This window comes from Streptomyces sp. NPDC005799, from assembly GCF_040630525.1.
Lineage (GTDB): Bacteria > Actinomycetota > Actinomycetes > Streptomycetales > Streptomycetaceae > Streptomyces > Streptomyces griseorubiginosus_B.
On sequence record NZ_JBEXXQ010000013.1, the window covers coordinates 105,205 to 123,180 of the forward strand.

The window sequence follows — 17,976 nt, forward strand, 5'->3', positions numbered from 1 at the left end:
GTGCCCCGTTCGGACAGTTCGGCTCAGGGTCAGCTCCCCTTGTGCAGGTCCCATACCCATACGCCGTCCACCCACTTCCCGCCATGGCCGACCAGTTCGGTGACGGCCGTGCGCAGGGCGCCGTCGTTGGGCTGCGGGGCCACCACCAGCGCTCCCGCCTTCCAGAAGGCGAAGTCGCGCCGGGCCTGGGCCCGCCAGTTCTTGCCGATCGTGGGGATCTGCCCGCTGTAGCGGACGTCACGGAGCATGTTGGAGGTGTAGCGGGGGGACGCGGTGTAGATGCCGATACGGTCCGGGCCGTAGGGGCCGTTGAAGTAGCCGCCGGGCATTCTGAAGCCGAGACCCGCCTCGACCTGCCAGTGCAGCTGCTCGGCGTACCCGGAGTCGGGCAGCGGGACGATCACCAGGGACTCGTCCCTGCCCACGTACGCCTTCCACGCCCCGTCGGTGAAGAAGGCCGGTGTCTGCGGGCGCTCCACCGCCTTGAGCGGGGCCGCGATCAGCGGGATCAGGGCGAGGCTGATCCCGAGCAGACCGATGTACTGGGTGCCGATCTTCTTCGTCGCCGCCAGCCGTTCCAGCGCCAGGGCGAGCAGCATGCCGAGCACGGGCGCGCAGATCATCGCGACCCGGCCCTCGATCACCGACTCGAACAGCGGCATCTTGGCGAGCAGCGCCCACGGGCCCGGATAGACGTCGTCCGTCATCGGAATGCGGATCTTCGGGCCGAGGGAGAGAAGCGCCGCGCCCACCGCGGTGAACGCCAGCACTCTGACCAGGGCCCGCTCCCACAGTCGTACGACGATCGCGAACGCCGCCAGGACCAGTGGCCAGCCGTAGAAGGCGTTCTGCTCGGTCGGATTCAGGGACAGGGAGTTCGCCCGCAGCTCGTCGCCCGCGACCAGCGAGCGCTCCGCGAAGGAGAGCAGGGAGAGGGGGCTGTTGCCCGCGTTGTCGCCGTGCAGGATGCTCTTGTAGCTCTGCGGACCGGCGAACTGCCAGGTCAGCGCATAGGCGACCAGGGGGAGACAGACCGCGCCCGCGATCGCCAGTCCCGTCAGCAGCGGCCGCCAGGCGTTCCGGGCCACGTCCGGCCGGGCGACGGCGTAGGCACCCGCGAACAGGAGCATGCCGAGCGCCGCGAGCAGCAGTGGCTCCTCGCCGAGGAAGATCTGGTACGTCGCCATCAGGCCCAGCACCACGCCGTCCCGCCCGACCCGGGTGCCCTCGCACAGACGCAGGGCGCGCTCCACGATCAGCGGGATCATGAACAGGATCACGAAGTTGGGGTGCGCGTTGGCATGGCTGATCATGGGCGGTGCGAAGGCGGCCAGTGAGGCGCCGACGAAGGCCGCGGGGCGGTGCCGTACGACCCGCTTCACGATCAGCCGGTACCAGGCGACCGCGGTCGCGGCGAGGCCCAGGGCCATGCAGACGCTGAGGGAGACCGCCGGGCCGGCCAGCAGGGTGAGGGGCGCGAAGGGGACGGTGAGGCCCAGCATGACCGTGTTGGCCATGAGGTTGACGCCGTCGGGGAAGCCCTGCAGGTCGGAGAAGAACGGGTTGTCCAGGTGGGCGAGGTTGTGAGCGGTGACCGCGAAGAACCACTCCCACTGGTTCTGGTCCTGGAGGGAGTCGGGGAGATAGCGGTGGTTCGGGTCGAAGAGACGGCCCGAGTACAGGGCCGCCGACATCAGCAGGAAGACGAGGGCGACGAACAGGTCCGCCGGGCGCACCGTGCGGGCACGCAGCCGGGCCAGTTCGGTCAGGACCCGGGCGTAGTCGAGGGTGCGGACCTTGGAGCCGGGCTGGTGGGACCAGCGGACGGGGACCTCGGCGATCCGCCAGTCGGCGCGGTGGAAGTGGCGCAGGACCTCGACGTCGATGCCCCAGCCGTTGAGCCGGGAGGCGGCGAAGGCCTCGCGGACCCGGTCGCCGTCGAAGAGCTTGAAGCCGCACTGGGTGTCGCGTATCCCCGGCACGGCGATCCCGCGTATGAGTAAGTTTCCGGCGCGGCCGAGGAGTTCACGTATGCGGTGCTGGCGGCCCTCGATCGTGGCGCCGGGCACGGAACGCGAGCCGATCGCCGCCGAGCCGCCCTCGCCGAGCGCCTTGTCGAGCTGCTCCAGCTCCTCTATCGGCGCCGCCAGGTCGGCGTCCGTGACCAGCACCCGGCGGCCGCGGGTGGCGGCGACCCCCAGGCGCAGGGCGTTGCCCTTGCCGCGGTTGCGGGGGCTGGTGACCAGCTGGATCCGGGGGTCCTGGCGGGCGGTGACCAGCGCGCCGGTGCCGTCGGTGGATCCGTCGTCGGCGACGACCACCTCCCACGTGCCCCAGCGGCCCTCGTTGTCGCGCAGATAGCCGGTGACCGCGTCCAGGGTGGGGCCGAGCCGCAGTTCCTCGTTGAAGGCCGGTATGACGACGGAGAGGTTCACCGGCGGGCCGACGGGGAGGCCCACGGCCTCCGTGTCCAGGGCGCTCACCGGTCGGCCAGCCCCTCGATGAGGGCCAGCGCGTGGTCGTTGTACCCGGCGACGATCGACCGCGCCGCCTTGGTGTCCCGGCGGGCGAGGGCGTCGACCAGATCGGTGTGGCCGGACCACAGGGCGCCGCGCAGATCCTTCAGCCGCCGTAGATGCTGCACCGCGCACACCCAGGACTGCACGCGCAGCCGGTGCAGGAAGTCGGCGAGATAGGGGTTGCCGAACATGACGCCGAGCTCGTGCCAGAAGCGCAGGTCGTAACCGATGAGCACGGTGAGATCACCGGCCAGCGAGGCCCGCCGCGCCTCCTCGCCGCGCCGCCGGACCCCGGCGAGGGAGGCGTTGGCGCGGGCGTCGTCGGGGGGTGGGAGCCGGTCGGCGCCGGTCTCCAGGGCGTGGAACATGCCGTCGGTGATCAGGCTGCGGGCCTCGACGATGCCCCGGAAGTCGGCGGTCGAGTACTCGTGGACGTGGAAGCCGCGGTGCTGGTCGGCGTCGAGCAGCCCCTGCGCGGACAGGTCGACCAGCGCCTCGCGCACGGGGGTCGCGGAGACGCCGTACTGCTCGGCGATCTCCTTGACGGTGAACTCCTGGCCCGGTTGGAGCCGGCCCGCCAGCACCTCGTCGCGAAGCGCGTCGGCGATCTGCTGCCGCAGGGTGCTGCGGGTCACGGAGCCGTTGCCGCTGCTGCCGGGCATGGTCGGGGCGTCTCCTCGAAAACGTCGGATGGCGTACTCGTCCCTATCTACGAGCACGCCACCTTACGCGTTCGGGTTCCCTCGGTGTTTACCCGCGTAGCTGTACGCGGCCGGTGCGGCACCTGAGGGCGAGCGATCGACTACCCGCGGTAACTCGCCTGCGCGGTGTACTCGTCGGCGACCGACAGCGCCGCGTCCAGTGCCGCGAAGCCCTCCTTCAGTTCCGCCTCGCTGACGTTGCACGGCGGGACCACATGGGTGCGGTTCATGTTCACGAAGGGCCACAGACCGTGCTTCTTGGCGGCGGCGGCGAAGGCGGCCATCGGCGCGTTGGCCTCGCCGGTCGCGTTGTACGGCACCAGCGGTTCGCGCGTCTCGCGGTCCTTCACCAGCTCCAGCGCCCAGAACATGCCGACCCCGCGCACCTCGCCGACGCTGGGGTGCCGCTCGGCCAGCTCGCGCAGCGCGGGCGCCACGACGCCCTCGCCGAGCCGCCGCGCGTTGTCGACGACCCCTTCCTCCGCCATCACGTTGATCGTCGCGACGGCGGCGGCGCAGGCGAGCGGGTGCCCGGAATAGGTCAGTCCGCCGGGGTAGGGCCGCCGGGCGAAGGTCTCGGCGATCGCCCCCGAGATCGCGACACCGCCGAGCGGCACATACCCGCTGTTCACGCCCTTGGCGAAGGTCATCAGGTCCGGCGTGACACCGGTCAGGCCGGCCGCGAACCACTCACCGGTGCGCCCGAACCCGGCCATGACCTCGTCCAGGACGAAGACGATCCCGTGCCGGTCGCAGATCTCCCGCACCCCGGCGAGATACCCCGGCGGCGGAACCATGATCCCGGCCGTTCCCGGCACGGTCTCCAGGACGATCGCGGCGACCGTGCCTGGCCCCTCGAAGGCGATGGTCGTCTCCAGGTGCTCCAGCGCCCGCGCGCACTCCTGCTCCTCGGTCTCGGCGTAGAAGCGGGAGCGGTAGAGGTACGGCGCCCAGAAGTGCACGACCCCGGCGGCGGCGCTGTCGGAGGCCCAACGGCGCGGATCCCCGGTGATGTTGACGGCCTGCTGGGTACCGCCGTGGTACGACCGGTACGCCGAGAGGACCTTGGGGCGCCCGGTGTGCAGCCGGGCCATCCGCACCGCGTGCTCGACGGCGTCGGCGCCGCCGTTGGTGAAGAAGATCTTGTCCAGGTCGCCCGGGGTCCGCTCGGCGATCAGCCGTGCCGCCTCCGAACGGGCCTCGATCGCGAAGGCCGGCGCGAAGGTGGACAGGTGTGCGGCCTGTTCCTGGATCGCGGCGACGACCTTCGGGTGCTGGTAGCCGATGTTGGTGTAGACGAGCCCGCTGCTGAAGTCGAGATACCGCTTCCCGTCGTAGTCCCAGAAGTACGACCCCTCCGCACCGGCGACGGCGAGCGGGTCGATGAGCTCCTGCGCGGACCAGGAGTGGAAGACGTGCGCACGGTCCGCGGCCTTCACGGCGGCGCCGGCCTCGGGGTTTGGCTGAGGGGTCATGGCGGCGAGCGTAGGGGCGGGTTGGGAGGGGGCGATATCGGCGACCTGTCTGCGGTGCGGAGGTTTCCACGACAGGTTGTCGACGGTGGGGCGGCGACGGGGCCGGCGATGGGGTCGACGACGGGAGACATTGACGGGGTGCTGTCGAAGTGACAGCCTGCTGTCATATGGCCTCGCTCGGAGGAGACGTCATGAGCCGCAAGCCAGTGCATCTCGCCGTCTACGACACGCTCGCCGACTGGGAGACGGGACACACCACCGCGTACCTCGCCCGCGCCGGGTACGAGATCCGGACGGTGGGCCCGACACGCGAGCCCGTCCGGTCCATCGGGGGACTGCGCGTCCAGCCGGACCTCGCACTCGAGGACGTACGCCCCGAGGACAGCTCCCTGCTGATCCTCCCGGGCGCCGACGCCTGGGACGAAGGCGACGAGCTCGCGCCCTTCGCCCGCAAGGCGCGGGAGTTCCTGGCCGCCGGGACGCCCGTCGCCGCGATCTGCGGGGCCACCGCCGGGCTCGCGCGGGAGGGTCTGCTCGACGACCGCGACCACACCAGCGCGGTCTCCTTCTACCTCGCCGCGACCGGCTACCGGGGCGGCGAGCGGTACGTCGACGCGGACGCCGTCACCGACGGGCACCTGGTCACCGCCGGACCCACCGAGCCCGTCGCCTTCGCCCGGGAGGTCTTCCGGCTGCTCGGGGTGTACGAGGGCGAGGTGCTCGACGCCTGGTACCGGCTCCACCACGACTCGGACGCCGAGGCGTTCGCCGTGCTGCAGCAGGCGGCCGCGGGGTGAGCCGGGAGCGACAGGACCTGCTCAGCCGCGGCGCCCTCGGGGTCTTCCGGCTCAACGGTCAGTTCCTCGGGGTGGCCGAGGAGTTGGCCAGGCCCTCCGGGCTCACCGCGGCCTGGTGGCAGGTGCTCGGCGCGGTGCTGGGGGAGCCGCTGACCGTCGCCGGGATCGCACGGGCGATGGGCATCACCCGGCAGAGCGTGCAGCGCATCGCCGACCTGCTGGTGGAGCGCGGGCTCGCCGAGTACCGGCCCAACCCGGCCCACCGCCGTGCCAAACTCCTCGCGCCGACGGAGGAGGGACGCGCGGCGAACCACCGGATCAACCCCGGTCACGCCGCCTTCGCCGACCGGCTCGCGGAGGCCTTCGGAGAAGCCGAACTGGCGCAGGCCGTGCAGGCCCTGGAACGGCTGTCCAAGGTGCTGGAGGAGCTGGGACCCCCCGTTACGGAACCGTAGACACCGCTCCCGTCCTCCTCCCCCCGTGCCCGCACTATCGTGGGGCTGTCGTACAGGGGCGTATCGGGGGATTTCGGGGGGACCTGCGATGGAGAAGCTCGGGGCCGGGGATCCGCAGCGGATCGGGGCGTACCGGCTGCTGGCGCGGCTCGGGGCCGGCGGGATGGGGTTCGTGTACCTCGCCCGGTCGGACCGGGGGCGGACCGTCGCGGTCAAGCTGGTGCGGCGGGAGCTGGCCGCGCAGGAGGAGTTCCGGGCGCGGTTCCGGCAGGAGGTGCGGGCCGCGCGGCAGGTCGGCGGGTACTGGACGGCACCGGTCCTGGACGCCGACACGGAGGCCGCGGTGCCATGGGTCGCCACCGGGTACGTCGCCGGGCCGACCCTGCAGCAGGTCGTGGGGCACGACCACGGCGCGCTGCCGGAGCGTTCCGTGCGCATCCTGGCCGCGGGGCTCGCGCAGGCTCTCAAGGACATCCACGCCGCCGGGATCATCCACCGCGACCTCAAGCCGTCCAACGTCCTCGTCACCATCGACGGGCCCCGGGTCATCGACTTCGGCATCGCGCGGGCGCTGGAGACGGTGACGGACGGGGGACTGACGCGCACCGGAGCGCTGGTCGGCTCGCCGGGGTTCATGGCGCCGGAACAGGTGCGCGGCGACCGGATCACCCCGGCCTGCGACGTCTTCTGCCTGGGCTCCGTGCTGGCGTACGCCGCCACGGGCGCCCTGCCCTTCGGCACCGCGAACAGCGGTGTGCACGCGCTGATGTTCCGCATCGCCCAGGAGGAACCCGACCTCGAGGGCGTGCCGGAGGGGATCGCCGACCTCGTACGCGACTGCCTGAGGAAGGACCCGGCCGCCCGCCCGACGCTGGACCAGGTCCTGGAACGCACGGGCGCCGAGGACACCGTCCAGGACGGCCGCTCCCGGGACCCGTGGCTGCCGAGCGCCCTGGTGGCCCAACTGGGGCGGCACGCCGTGCGGTTGCTGGACACGGAGGATCCGGAGCGGACGGCGGGGGAGGGGATCGCGACGGGCGGCGGCTCCGGCGGGGGTGTCGGGGCCGGAACGTCCGGAGAGCCGGCCGGGGCGTTCGGGGCGCCCGCCGGGGCCGGAGGATCGGCGGGGCCGTCGTTCGAGAAGCGCGGGGCATCGCCCGAGCATGCGGCGGCCGCCGATGACACCTCGCGGGGACCGCACGCCGGTCCGGGGGCGGGGCCCGGCGCCGGTGGCGGCGTGGGTGCCGGAGTCGGTTCGGGTGCCGACCCGGGTGCGCGGACGCCCGTCCCCCCTGCGCCTCCCGGTCAGCCGGGCGGCGGCGCGCCGCTGAATCATCTGCCGACCGTCGTCGGGGGGCAGGGCGGTGCCCAGACGCCCCCGCCGAGCCATGGCCAGACCCCGCCGCCCGGCCACCCCGCCTACGGGTACCCGCAGCAGCATCCTCAGCCGCAGCCCGGGTACGGGTACCCCCAGCAGCAGGCCGCCTACGGGTACCCCCAGGCCGGTCCCTACGGCGCCCTCGGTTCCACCCCGCCGTACGGTCCCTCCTCCTACGCCGGACCGGTCACCGCGCCGCCCGACCCGCCCGGCAGGAACGGCCGTTCCACGGCGCTGCTGGTCGGTGTCGCCCTCGTCGTCGCGCTCGGTGCCGGCGGTTCCGTGTACGCGCTCATGAACGGCGGCGGCAGCGACCAGGGCGACGACAAGCCGAGCCCGGGCCCCACCACCAGCGCACCCCCGAGCCCCGGCCCGACCACCGGGCAGCCGTCCCCGACCACCGCCTCCCCGACCACCGCCTCCCCGACGACCTCCGCGCCGACGGACGGAGCGGTCCCGGCCGGCTACCTCGGTACCTGGACCGCCACCATCACCAACAAGGACGGCGAGAACACCCGCCAACTCACCATCCGACAGGGGCAGGTGGGCGACGCCGTACTGACCCTCACCGCGGACGGCCCCACCACCAGCGGCGACTACCACTGCGTCTTCCAGGCCCAGCTCACCGCCGCCCCGAGCGGCAACGGCCCGCTGGAGATCGGCCCGTCCAACGTCACCGAGGGCGACTCGGGTTACTGCAAACCGGGCGGCGCCACCGAGATCGCCCTGCTCCCCGACGGCACCCTCCAGCGCGTCAACACCAGCAACGGCGAGAAGCTGGACTACACCCGACAGTAACCTCAAGTACCGGTGCTCTTAAGGAAGTTGAACTCGCACGGACGTACGGTGACCTCCCTGATCCGGCTCGGGGAGTTGCGGGGGCACCCAAGTGCAGTGGTTCAGCCCGGAGAACGTCGTCGCGGTCGGCACGGCCGTGCTCGGCATCGCCGCGTCCGGCGTCATGGTCTGGTACGAGCGCCGGGTGCCGCGCCGCTGGGGGCACCGCCCACGCCATTAAGGCAGTGGGGGAGGATCGGCTACCGCGTCCAAATGGACAACCCCATCGGCGACGACGTACGCCTGGGCAGAGCCAACGTCAGACTCGGCCTCTTCGACGAGGCCCCCGAAATGCGCCACCCTGGTGCTGATCCGGGTCGAGAACGACGGCTCCCAGGGCATCGACCGTGACGACTACACCAGCCCCGAGGTCCACGGCCTGACCGCGGTGTTCAACGACCGCACCATCCGCGGTGTCTCGGTCACCCAGCCCTCCGACACCGACCATCTGATGGACCACTTCACCCCGGCCCGGGGCTTCGGTTACGAGGGCAACACCCTGCGGATCCCGCGCGTCCCGCTCAACCGGGGCGACCACTACAAGCTGCTGGTGCTGCTCTCCGGCGGCGACGTCGGCCGCGAGATCCGGCTGTTCGGCGGCATCCGGGAAGGCGAGGTGCACCCCAACCGCAGCGCCACGCCCGACGAGAAACCGCCCCTGTTCAGCCGTGCCGCCCGGCTGATCACCATCATGCTGACGGTCAGTGTCCTCACCCTCGCGGTGATCGTCGTGGCCCGCGACGACCACCCGGTCCCGATCGGCTGCGAGAAGGGCCGTCTCACGGTCACCGGCTCGACCGCCTTCGCGCCCGTCGTACGGGAGCTGGCGAAGGACTACCAGCGCAAGTGCCCGGACTCCGCCATCACCGTGGACGCGCGTGGCAGCTCCGCGGGCGTCAACGCGCTCTTCGCGGACAGCCGTTCGGTCGTCGCCTTCTCCGACGGCCCGGCGATCGGCGGACCGGACAAACTGGTCGGCCGGCGCATCGCCCTGTCCGTCTTCACCCTCGTCGTCAACGACGGCGTCCGGCTGCCGGCCAAGGGCCTGTCGGTGCAGGACGTGCGCCGCGTCTACCGGGGCGAGGTGACCCGCTGGAAGCAGCTGGACGCCTCGCTGCCCGACCTGCCCATCGTCCTGGTCAGCCGCAACGCCGACTCCGGGACCCGGCAGATCTTCCAGCGCCGGGTGCTCGGCACCTGGGAGCGGGTGCCCAGCACCTCCCTGGACTGCGTGCACAAGGACGACACGTCCGCGCCGGTCATGCGCTGCGAACTCGACTCCACCGAGGACGTGCTGGCCACCGTGGCCCGGATCCCGGGCGCGCTCGGCTACTCCGAGTTCACCCTGGCCTCCTCCGGACACCGCGGACTGCGCACCGTCCCGCTCGACGGCGCCGCCCCTTCCGTGGAGGACATCGAGTACGGCAGGAGCGAGTACCCCTACCGGGGCGTGGAGTACGCCTACACCTACGGCACCCCCTCCTCCGGCTCCCTGGCCGCCGCCTTCCTCGCCTACATCGGCGATACCGCCAACGAGAACGTCATCCGCGCCCACGGCCATCTCCCGTGCTCGGCGACGGTGGCCACGGGGCTGTGCTCCGCGGACTGACCGCGGACTGACCGGGGATTGACTGAGGACTGACGGGAGACTGACGGGAGTCCTCGTCCTGCCGTGCGGCCGCGAGGTCACCTGGGCTCGGGCGGGCGCTGACGGGGCATGTTGGGGCGGGAGTTGGGTCCCGGGGGCAGGGGGAAACGGCCGTTGAGGCCGGCGCCGTCCGTGCCGCGCGCCGGGGACGCCACCGCCGACTGGATCCCCATCGGCGCCGACCCGGTCCGGAACTCCACCATCCAGTCGGCCGTCTCGGTCCGCACCAGCTCGGTCACGTCCTCCGAGAACCGCCGCAGCACCCCGAGGCACCGCTCGGCGGCCTCCCCGGCCGTCCCCTCCGCCGGCCCCAGGACCTCCCGCACGCTCTCCGACGCCCAGTCGAACTGCAGCGCCTGCAGCCGCCGCTGCACGGCCTGCGCGGTGGCCACGTCCCTTATCCAGCCGGACGTCACCCCGAAGAACCGGTCCACCGCCACACACGCGACGGCGAGCAGCAGCGCCAGATACCCCCAGGCCGCCGCCCCGCCGAGCACCCCGGTCAGGTCCAGCAACGGCATCGCGGCCCCGGTGACCGCCCCTGCGGCGGCCCCGGCCCGCAGCGCCCGCGCGCCCCGCCGCTTCCACACCCGGTCCGCGAGATACCAGGCCGCCGTCTCCAGCGCCCCGCGCTCCACCCACCGGTACAGCTCGTGCAGCCGCTCGGCCGGCTCGCCCCAGTCCCCGAGCGGAAAGGACCGCCCGGCCAGATCCCCCGGCCGCAGTCCGGCCGCGCCCTCGCCCCGCTCGTCCTGAGGGGGACCCTCGGGCTGCATCTCCGGCTGACCCACCCGGCACTCCCTACTGATCACGGCCGCTCACGTTGCGTGACATCGCATGCCGACGCGGACCCCTTCCTACCGCTCAGCGGGACCCTTCCTACCGCCCAATGGGTGGCGCGGGCGTGCCTTTCGCCGCTTTTCCGCCCGCAAGAGGGCCTTGATCAGGTATGGCAGTCACGGCGATGTCACTCGAAAGAGTGGCGGGGCGATGGCTGCGCGGACCACGTAGGCTCGTGCCCAACGGAAACACAACGGATGAAACGACGAATCCAGGAGCTGAATCGTGATTCCCGGTGGTGGCCAGCCCAATATGCAGCAGCTGCTCCAGCAGGCCCAGAAGATGCAGCAGGACCTGCAGAAGGCGCAGGAGGAGCTGGCGCGGACGGAGGTCGACGGGCAGGCGGGCGGAGGCCTGGTCAGGGCGACCGTCACCGGCGCCGGTGAGCTGCGCGCCCTGCGGATCGACCCCAAGGCGGTGGACCCCGAGGACACCGAGACCCTCGCCGACCTGATCGTCGCGGCCGTCCAGGCGGCCAACGAGAACGCCCAGAACCTCCAGCAGCAGAAGCTCGGCCCGCTGGCCCAGGGCCTCGGCGGCGGCAGCGGCATCCCGGGCCTGCCCTTCTGAGCCGTTGTCGAGACCCGGCCCGCCTTTCTAAGAGGGGCGTCCGCCAACTACCGTACGTACGTGTAAGGAACCCCCGGGAAGGACGGCAGTCCGTGTACGAAGGCGTGGTGCAGGACCTCATCGACGAGCTGGGGCGGCTGCCCGGCGTCGGTCCCAAGAGCGCCCAGCGGATCGCCTTCCACATCCTGCAGGCGGAACCGACGGACGTACGACGCCTCGCCCAGGCCCTGATGGAGGTCAAGGCGAAGGTCCGCTTCTGCGCGACGTGCGGCAACATCGCGCAGGAGGAGCTGTGCAACATCTGCCGTGACACCCGCCGCGACCCCTCGGTCATCTGCGTGGTGGAGGAGCCGAAGGACGTCGTGGCGATCGAGCGGACCCGGGAGTTCCGGGGCCGCTACCACGTCCTCGGCGGCGCCATCAGCCCGATCGAGGGTGTCGGCCCCGACGACCTGCGTATACGAGAACTTCTCGCGCGGTTGGCCGACGGGACGGTCACGGAACTGATCCTGGCCACGGACCCGAATCTGGAGGGCGAGGCGACGGCGACGTACCTCGCCCGGATGATCAAGCCCATGGGCCTCAAGGTCACCCGCCTGGCCAGCGGCCTCCCGGTGGGCGGCGACCTGGAATACGCGGACGAGGTCACCCTCGGCCGCGCCTTCGAGGGGAGACGACTCCTAGATGTCTGACGCCACGCTGCATGCCACGACGCGGGACCCGGACGACTTCGCGGTCCAGATCGCGGACCAGGTGGAGAGCTTCCTGGTGGCGGTGACGGAGGTCGCGAAGGGCGACGAGCCGGGTTCCGCCGTGCCCTTCCTGCTGCTGGAGGTCTCCCAGCTCCTCCTGGCCGGCGGCCGGCTCGGCGCGCACGAGGACTTCGTCCCCGACGAGCGCTACGAGCCGGACACGGGCCCGGACGCCGACGTCGACGAACTGCGCGAGAACCTCGCCCGTCTGCTGGACCCGGTCGACGTCTACTCGGAGGTCTTCGACCCCTACGAGCCGCGTACGGCCCCGGTTCCGGCCCGGCTCTCCGACGACATCGCCGACGTCGTCACCGACCTCCGCCACGGCATGGCCCACTACCGCGCCGGCCGGGTGACGGAGGCCCTGTGGTGGTGGCAGTTCTCCTACTTCTCCAACTGGGGTCCCACCGCCTCCGCCGCCCTGCGCGCCCTGCAGTCCGTCCTCATCCACGTCCGCCTCAACCAGCCCCTGGAGGAGCTGGACGGGCTGGACACGGACCAGAGCATGGGCGACGAGACGCTGGAGTTCGAGGCGGGCAAGGTGATGGCGCAGGAGATCGCCGGACCGCTCGGGATCAGGCGGGGTCAGTAGCCGGCCGGATCGGTACGGCCGCTCCGGCCACGCCGATCCCGGTGTCCGCTCCTTCCGGAACGGTCACGGTGATCGTGCTCGGCCGCCCCATGTCCGCGCCCTGGTGGACGGTCACGGTGGCGGGTGTCGCCACGAGGCCCAGCTCCCGCAGGTAGCCGCCGAGAGCGGCCGCCGCCGCGCCGGTCGCCGGGTCCTCGACGACCCCGCCGGGCGGGAACGGGTCGCGGGCGTGGAAGACGGTCGGGGACTCCCGCCAGACCAGGTCGACGGTGGTCCAGCCCCTGCGGTCCATGAGGGCGCCGAGCGCGTCCATGTCGTAGTCCAGGTCGGCCAGCCGTTCCCGGGTCGCGGCGGCGATCACCGGATGCCAGGCGCCCGCGAAGGCCGCGCGCGGCGGCAGCGCCGGGTCCAGGTCGGTGTCGGACCAGCGCAGGGCGGCCAGCAGCTCGGCGAGGTCGGCCTCGGGGAGCGGTGCGGTGCGCGGGGGGACACTCACCAGGGTCGCCATGACCGTGCCGTCCGCCGTCCGTTCGGTGCTCACCGTGACCGGGCCCGCCTGGGTGCGCAGCAGCAGCCGTCCGGTGCCGTGCCGCTCCGCGTGCGCGACCGCCGTCGCGATCGTCGCGTGCCCGCAGAACGGCACCTCGGCGAGTGGGCTGAAGTAGCGGACGTCCAGGGCGCCGTCCGCCGACGGCACCACGAACGCCGTCTCCGAGTAGCCGACCTCGGCCGCCGTCGCCAGCATCGTCGCGTCGTCGGCCCCGGTGGCGTCGAGCACCACGCCCGCGGGGTTGCCTCCCGCCGGGTCGGTGCTGAAGGCCACGTAGCGCAGAATCTCCATCCGCCGACCGTATCCGAACCGCCGCACACCGACCGCAGTCCCAGCACCCGCAGACTCTCGGTCTGCTGTCGTCGCGGTGCCCGCGGGTTGTTCGCCCGCTGTCGTTGCGGTGCCCGCGGGTTGTTCGTCCGCCCCCGTCGCGGTGCCTGCGGGCTCTTCGTCCGCTGTCGTCACAGTGCCCGCGGCGCCTTGTCCGCCCCTGTCGCGGTGCTTGCGGGTTGTTGGCTGCGGTCGTCGCGGTGCCCGCGGGCTCTTCGTCCGCCCCCGTCGCGGTGCCTGCGGGCTCTTCGTCCGCTGTCGTCACAGTGCCCGCGGCGCCTTGTCCGCCCCCGTCGCGGTGCCCGCAGGCTCTTCGGCCGCCGTCGTCACCGTGCCCGCGGGCTCTTCGTCCGCCCCCGTCACAGCCCCCACAGCCCCTTCGTCACCGCTGTCACCCCGCCCGCCAGGGCCAGTACCAGCACCAGCAGCCGGGCCCGCTTCTCGGGTATCCGGGCGGCGAGTGCCCGGCCGGCGAGGGCGCCCGCCAGCATGGCCCCGGCGACGGCGCCCCACTGGTCCGCGCTCAGTCGCGGCACCCCGTTCACCGCGACCGAGAAGGCGTTGACGACGACGCCGTAGAACTGGGCGTTGGGCACGAACTCCCGTACCGTCCAGCCCGCGTTGAGCGCGTACAGGGAGACCGGCGGACCGCCCACCCCCGCCGCCGAGTTCATGAACCCGCCCACCGCACCGGCGGCCACCGCGCCCCTCGTGCCCCGCAGCGCCGGCACCTTCAGGCCCCGCATCACCAGCAGCACCGCGACGGTCACGAGAGAGCCCATCACCAAGAGCAGGGCCGGTTCGGGGAGTTGGCGGGTCACCCAGGCACCGGCCGGGACCGTGCAGGCCGCGGCCACGCACAGCGGCACCATCGCGGCGGGCCGCACCCGCCGCCACCCGCCCGCCAGCCCCACGACACTGATGGCCCCCGCGGCGCAGTTGGCGAGCACCACCCCGTCCACCGGCCCCAGCAGCAACACCAGCGCAGGCACGGCCACCAGAGCGAAGCCCATGCCGGTGAGCCACTGCACCGACGAGCCGAGCAGCACGGTGCCGGCCAGCAGAACCTCTGTGAACACGCGGGCACTCCCCGTGAATTGGACGTGTCCTGGATCTGCGTTGTACATCGCCTGCACGGGCCCTAACCAGTGAACAGCGATTCTTGAGTCATCCCGACAGGCACCAGCCGCACAGGAGTTGCGATGACCCGAAAGACCCGTCTGCGCGCCGCCCTCGTCACCGCCACCGCCGTTGTCACCGCCGCCACCGTGACGGCCGGGGTCAGTGCGGCCGGACCCGAGAAGAGTGCAGATCGCCCAGCTCTTCGACCGCTGGAACGCCGCGCTGCGGACCGGCGACCCGGAGAAGGTCGCCGACCTGTCGCGTCCCAGACGGCCTCCATGGTCTGCTTCCGGGACATCAGCGCGCCCGGCTCCTCGGTGAGGAAGGCCGGCAGGTCGTACTCCTTGTTGGGCGAGCGCCACTTCCTCGCCGTCCAGCCGGACCCGCGCCGCCTTGCGGTCGACGGTGAGCCGGGGGGCCGTAGCGGTCGGGGCCGGGCGGCGGGACGGCGAGACCGGCGGGCTGGACACGCCGCATCACCGCCCGTATCCGCGCGATGACCTCCCGCACCCCGAACGGCTTGGAGACGTAGTCGTCCGCGCCGAGCTCCAGACCGACCACCCGGTCCGTCTCGTCGCTGCGTGCGCTGATCACGATGATCGGCACGTCACCGCGCCCGCGCAGCGCCTTGCAGACGTCCAGGCCATCGGCGTCGGGCAGCCCGAGATCGAGGAGTACGACGTCGTAGGGGCCCTCGTGGGCGAGGGCCGCGCCGCCCGTGGTGACCCACTCCACCTCGAAGCCGTGGTGGATCAGGCCGCGGCGCAGGGACTCGGCGACCGGCTCACGTCGTCCGCCAGCAGTACGCGCACGCGACGAACACTAGTGCTTGAACTTTAATTCACAGCCGTCCCTTGTGACGCGCTGCACTTTTCCCCGGACGGTTCTGTGGGCATGCGCTGACCTGGGCGCGCGAATCTCACCATGCGATACCGCGGGGGCGGATTTCGGGCGCTCGTTAAACTGAGCCGACACACACGGACTGAGCGAGGAGCGCACGTGGGCCTTGTCGTGCAGAAGTACGGAGGCTCCTCCGTAGCCGATGCCGAGGGCATCAAGCGCGTCGCCAAGCGGATCGTGGAAGCGAAGAAGAACGGCAACCAGGTGGTTGTCGTCGTTTCCGCGATGGGCGACACGACGGACGAGCTGATCGATCTCGCCGAGCAGGTATCCCCGATGCCTGCCGGGCGTGAGTTCGACATGCTGCTGACCGCCGGAGAGCGTATCTCCATGGCGCTGCTGGCCATGGCGATCAAAAACCTGGGCCACGAGGCCCAGTCCTTCACCGGCAGCCAGGCCGGCGTCATCACCGACTCGGTCCACAACAAAGCCCGGATCATCGACGTGACGCCGGGGCGGATCCGGACGGCGCTGGACGAGGGCAACATCGCCATCGTCGCCGGGTTCCAGGGTGTCTCGCAGGACAAGAAGGACATCACCACGCTGGGGCGCGGTGGGTCCGACACGACCGCCGTCGCGCTGGCCGCCGCCCTCGACGCCGAGGTGTGCGAGATCTACACCGACGTCGACGGTGTGTTCACCGCCGACCCGCGGGTGGTCAAGAAGGCCAGGAAGATCGACTGGATCTCGTTCGAGGACATGCTGGAACTCGCCTCGTCCGGGTCCAAGGTGCTGCTCCACCGGTGCGTGGAGTACGCCCGCCGCTACGACATCCCGATCCATGTCCGGTCCAGCTTCAGCGGGCTGCAGGGCACCTGGGTCAGCAGTGAGCCGATTGGGGACCAGAAGGTGGAGCAGGCCATCATCTCCGGTGTCGCACACGACACCTCCGAGGCCAAGATCACGGTCGTCGGCGTGCCGGACAAGCCGGGCGAGGCCGCCGTCATCTTCCGCGCGATCGCCGACGCCGAGATCAACATCGACATGGTCGTGCAGAACGTGTCGGCCGCGTCCACGGGGCTGACCGACATCTCCTTCACCCTCCCGAAGTCCGAGGGCCGCAAGGCCATCGACGCCCTGGAGAAGGCGAAGGGCGGCATCGGCTTCGACTCGCTGCGCTACGACGACCAGATCGGCAAGATCTCCCTGGTCGGCGCCGGCATGAAGACCAACCCGGGCGTCACCGCGTCCTTCTTCGAGGCGTTGTCCGACGCGGGCGTGAACATCGAGCTGATCTCGACCTCCGAGATCCGTATCTCGGTCGTCACCCGCGCCGACGACGTCACGGAGGCGGTCCGCGCCGTCCACTCCGCCTTCGGCCTCGACTCCGACACCGCCGAGGCGGTCGTCTACGGGGGCACCGGGCGATGACGAGGCCGTGCCTGCCGGGCGTCGCGCGGCAGGCGGGAAAGTGACGGCAAGGCCTGGTCCGACGCTCGCGGTCGTGGGGGCGACCGGGGCCGTCGGTACCGTCATGCTGCAGATCCTGTCCCAGCACGCGGACATCTGGGGCGAGATCCGGCTCATCGCCTCCCCGCGCTCGGCCGGCCGCAAGCTGGCCGTGCGCGGCACGGAGACCGAGGTGGTGGCCCTGTCGGAGGAGGCCTTCGACGGGGTCGACGTCGCCATGTTCGACGTGCCGGACGAGGTCTCCGCGCACTGGGCGCCGATCGCCGCCGCCAAGGGCGCGGTCGTGGTGGACAACTCGGGCGCCTTCCGGATGGACCCGGAGGTGCCGCTGGTGGTGCCCGAGGTCAATCCGCACTGCGTGCGCCGCCGGCCGCGCGGGATCATCGCCAACCCCAACTGCACCACGCTGTCGATGATCGTCGCGCTGGGCGCGCTGCACGCCGAGTTCGGGCTGCGCGAGCTGGTGGTCTCCTCGTACCAGGCGGTGAGCGGTGCCGGGCGGGCCGGTGTCGACACGCTCAGGCGCCAGCTCGAACTGGTCGCCGGCACCGAGCTCGGGACCAGCCCCGGTGATCTGCGCCGGGCCGTGGGCGACAACACCGGACCGTTCCCGGAGCCGGTCGCGCTGAACGTCGTCCCGTGGGCCGGGTCGCTGCGCGAGGACGGCTGGTCCTCGGAGGAGATGAAGGTACGGGACGAGACCCGCAAGATCCTCGGGCTGCCCGATCTCCCGGTCGCCGTCACCTGCGTCCGGGTGCCGGTCGTCACCACGCACTCCCTGACCGTCCACGCCCGTTTCCAGGGCGAGGTCAGTGTGGACGGCGCCCGCGAGATCCTCGCCACCGCGCCCGGGGTGGTCCTGTTCGACAACCCGGCCGCCGGTGAGTTCCCCACCCCCGCCGACGTGGTGGGCACCGACCCGACCTGGGTGGGCCGGGTGCGGCGCGCGCTCGACGACCCCACGGCGCTCGAACTCTTCGTCTGCGGCGACAACCTGCGCAAGGGCGCGGCCCTCAACACCGCCCAGATCGCCGAGCTGCTGGCGGCCGAGCTGGCCTGACACCTGGGTCGCTGGGCCACCGGGCCACTTCGGGGTCAGT

General features: G+C 71.9%; 14 protein-coding genes and 2 pseudogenes. 9 read left to right on the forward strand and 7 right to left on the reverse strand.

The features are described 5' to 3' along the window. Positions 1-29: 29 nt before the first annotated feature. The 3 genes from ABZ453_RS15355 to ABZ453_RS15365 form a co-directional block, all read right to left on the reverse strand. Positions 30-2,483 (reverse strand): dolichyl-phosphate beta-glucosyltransferase, encoded by a 2,454-nt coding sequence (locus tag ABZ453_RS15355; RefSeq protein WP_359015322.1) that lies wholly within the window; start codon positions 2,481-2,483, stop codon positions 30-32. Continuing rightward, positions 2,480-3,181: a GntR family transcriptional regulator gene (locus tag ABZ453_RS15360; RefSeq protein ID WP_356772157.1), complete on the reverse strand. Its 702-nt coding sequence runs from the start codon at positions 3,179-3,181 to the stop codon at positions 2,480-2,482. The genes ABZ453_RS15355 and ABZ453_RS15360 overlap by 4 nt, the downstream gene beginning before the upstream one ends. Positions 3,182-3,321: 140 nt before the next feature. Then, a complete protein-coding gene (locus ABZ453_RS15365; RefSeq protein WP_359015324.1) occupies positions 3,322-4,695 on the reverse strand; it encodes an aspartate aminotransferase family protein in 1,374 nt (457 codons plus the stop codon). 191 nt (positions 4,696-4,886) lie between these two features. Here ABZ453_RS15365 and ABZ453_RS15370 point away from each other — a divergent pair, with 191 nt between their 5' ends. The 4 genes and pseudogenes from ABZ453_RS15370 to ABZ453_RS15385 all read left to right on the forward strand — a co-directional run bounded on the left by ABZ453_RS15370 (position 4,887) and on the right by ABZ453_RS15385 (position 9,771). Next, positions 4,887-5,492, forward strand: a complete 606-nt coding sequence (locus ABZ453_RS15370) for a type 1 glutamine amidotransferase family protein (RefSeq protein WP_359015326.1) — start codon at positions 4,887-4,889, stop codon at positions 5,490-5,492. Next, positions 5,489-5,947 carry a helix-turn-helix domain-containing protein gene (locus ABZ453_RS15375; protein ID WP_359015328.1) on the forward strand — a complete coding sequence of 153 codons (459 nt, stop codon included), beginning with the start codon at positions 5,489-5,491 and terminating at the stop codon, positions 5,945-5,947. The genes ABZ453_RS15370 and ABZ453_RS15375 overlap by 4 nt, the downstream gene beginning before the upstream one ends. Before the next feature lie 88 nt (positions 5,948-6,035). After that, positions 6,036-8,123, forward strand: coding sequence for a protein kinase (locus ABZ453_RS15380; RefSeq protein ID WP_359015330.1), 2,088 nt, complete (start codon positions 6,036-6,038; stop codon positions 8,121-8,123). 91 nt (positions 8,124-8,214) lie between these two features. Next, positions 8,215-9,771, forward strand: a pseudogene (locus tag ABZ453_RS15385) (substrate-binding domain-containing protein). A 77-nt stretch (positions 9,772-9,848) separates the two neighbouring features. On the opposite strand, the gene ABZ453_RS15390 reads toward ABZ453_RS15385, so the two are convergent. Further along, positions 9,849-10,601, reverse strand: a complete 753-nt coding sequence (locus ABZ453_RS15390; protein ID WP_359015332.1) for an SLATT domain-containing protein — start codon at positions 10,599-10,601, stop codon at positions 9,849-9,851. 274 nt (positions 10,602-10,875) lie between these two features. Here ABZ453_RS15390 and ABZ453_RS15395 point away from each other — a divergent pair, with 274 nt between their 5' ends. The 3 genes from ABZ453_RS15395 (at position 10,876) to ABZ453_RS15405 (ending at position 12,564) form a co-directional block, all read left to right on the forward strand. Further along, positions 10,876-11,220, forward strand: a complete 345-nt coding sequence (locus tag ABZ453_RS15395) for a YbaB/EbfC family nucleoid-associated protein (RefSeq protein ID WP_356772143.1) — start codon at positions 10,876-10,878, stop codon at positions 11,218-11,220. A 92-nt stretch (positions 11,221-11,312) separates the two neighbouring features. Further along, positions 11,313-11,912 carry a recombination mediator RecR gene (recR, locus tag ABZ453_RS15400; RefSeq protein ID WP_009309432.1) on the forward strand — a complete coding sequence of 200 codons (600 nt, stop codon included), beginning with the start codon at positions 11,313-11,315 and terminating at the stop codon, positions 11,910-11,912. Next, positions 11,905-12,564: a DUF5063 domain-containing protein gene (locus ABZ453_RS15405; protein ID WP_359015335.1), complete on the forward strand. Its 660-nt coding sequence runs from the start codon at positions 11,905-11,907 to the stop codon at positions 12,562-12,564. Before recR ends, ABZ453_RS15405 begins: the two co-directional genes overlap by 8 nt. Here ABZ453_RS15405 and ABZ453_RS15410 read toward each other — a convergent pair. From ABZ453_RS15410 to ABZ453_RS15420, 3 genes and pseudogenes are all read right to left on the reverse strand, one after another. Continuing rightward, positions 12,548-13,405, reverse strand: coding sequence for a PhzF family phenazine biosynthesis isomerase (locus tag ABZ453_RS15410; protein WP_359015337.1), 858 nt, complete (start codon positions 13,403-13,405; stop codon positions 12,548-12,550). The genes ABZ453_RS15405 and ABZ453_RS15410 overlap by 17 nt on opposite strands. Before the next feature lie 398 nt (positions 13,406-13,803). After that, the gene (locus tag ABZ453_RS15415) at positions 13,804-14,523 is read right to left on the reverse strand and encodes a sulfite exporter TauE/SafE family protein (protein WP_359015339.1); all 720 of its coding nucleotides are present in this window, start codon (positions 14,521-14,523) and stop codon (positions 13,804-13,806) included. A 302-nt stretch (positions 14,524-14,825) separates the two neighbouring features. Further along, a pseudogene (locus ABZ453_RS15420) lies at positions 14,826-15,378 on the reverse strand (response regulator); the annotation flags it as partial. Positions 15,379-15,565: 187 nt separating this feature from the next. On the opposite strand from ABZ453_RS15420, the gene ABZ453_RS15425 reads away from it, so the two are divergent. Beyond that, on the forward strand, positions 15,566-16,837 hold the full coding sequence (locus ABZ453_RS15425) for an aspartate kinase (RefSeq protein ID WP_359015341.1): 1,272 nt from the start codon (positions 15,566-15,568) through the stop codon (positions 16,835-16,837). Between the two features lie 40 nt (positions 16,838-16,877). Continuing rightward, positions 16,878-17,936 (forward strand): aspartate-semialdehyde dehydrogenase, encoded by a 1,059-nt coding sequence (locus ABZ453_RS15430; RefSeq protein ID WP_359015343.1) that lies wholly within the window; start codon positions 16,878-16,880, stop codon positions 17,934-17,936. Positions 17,937-17,976: the final 40 nt, after the last annotated feature.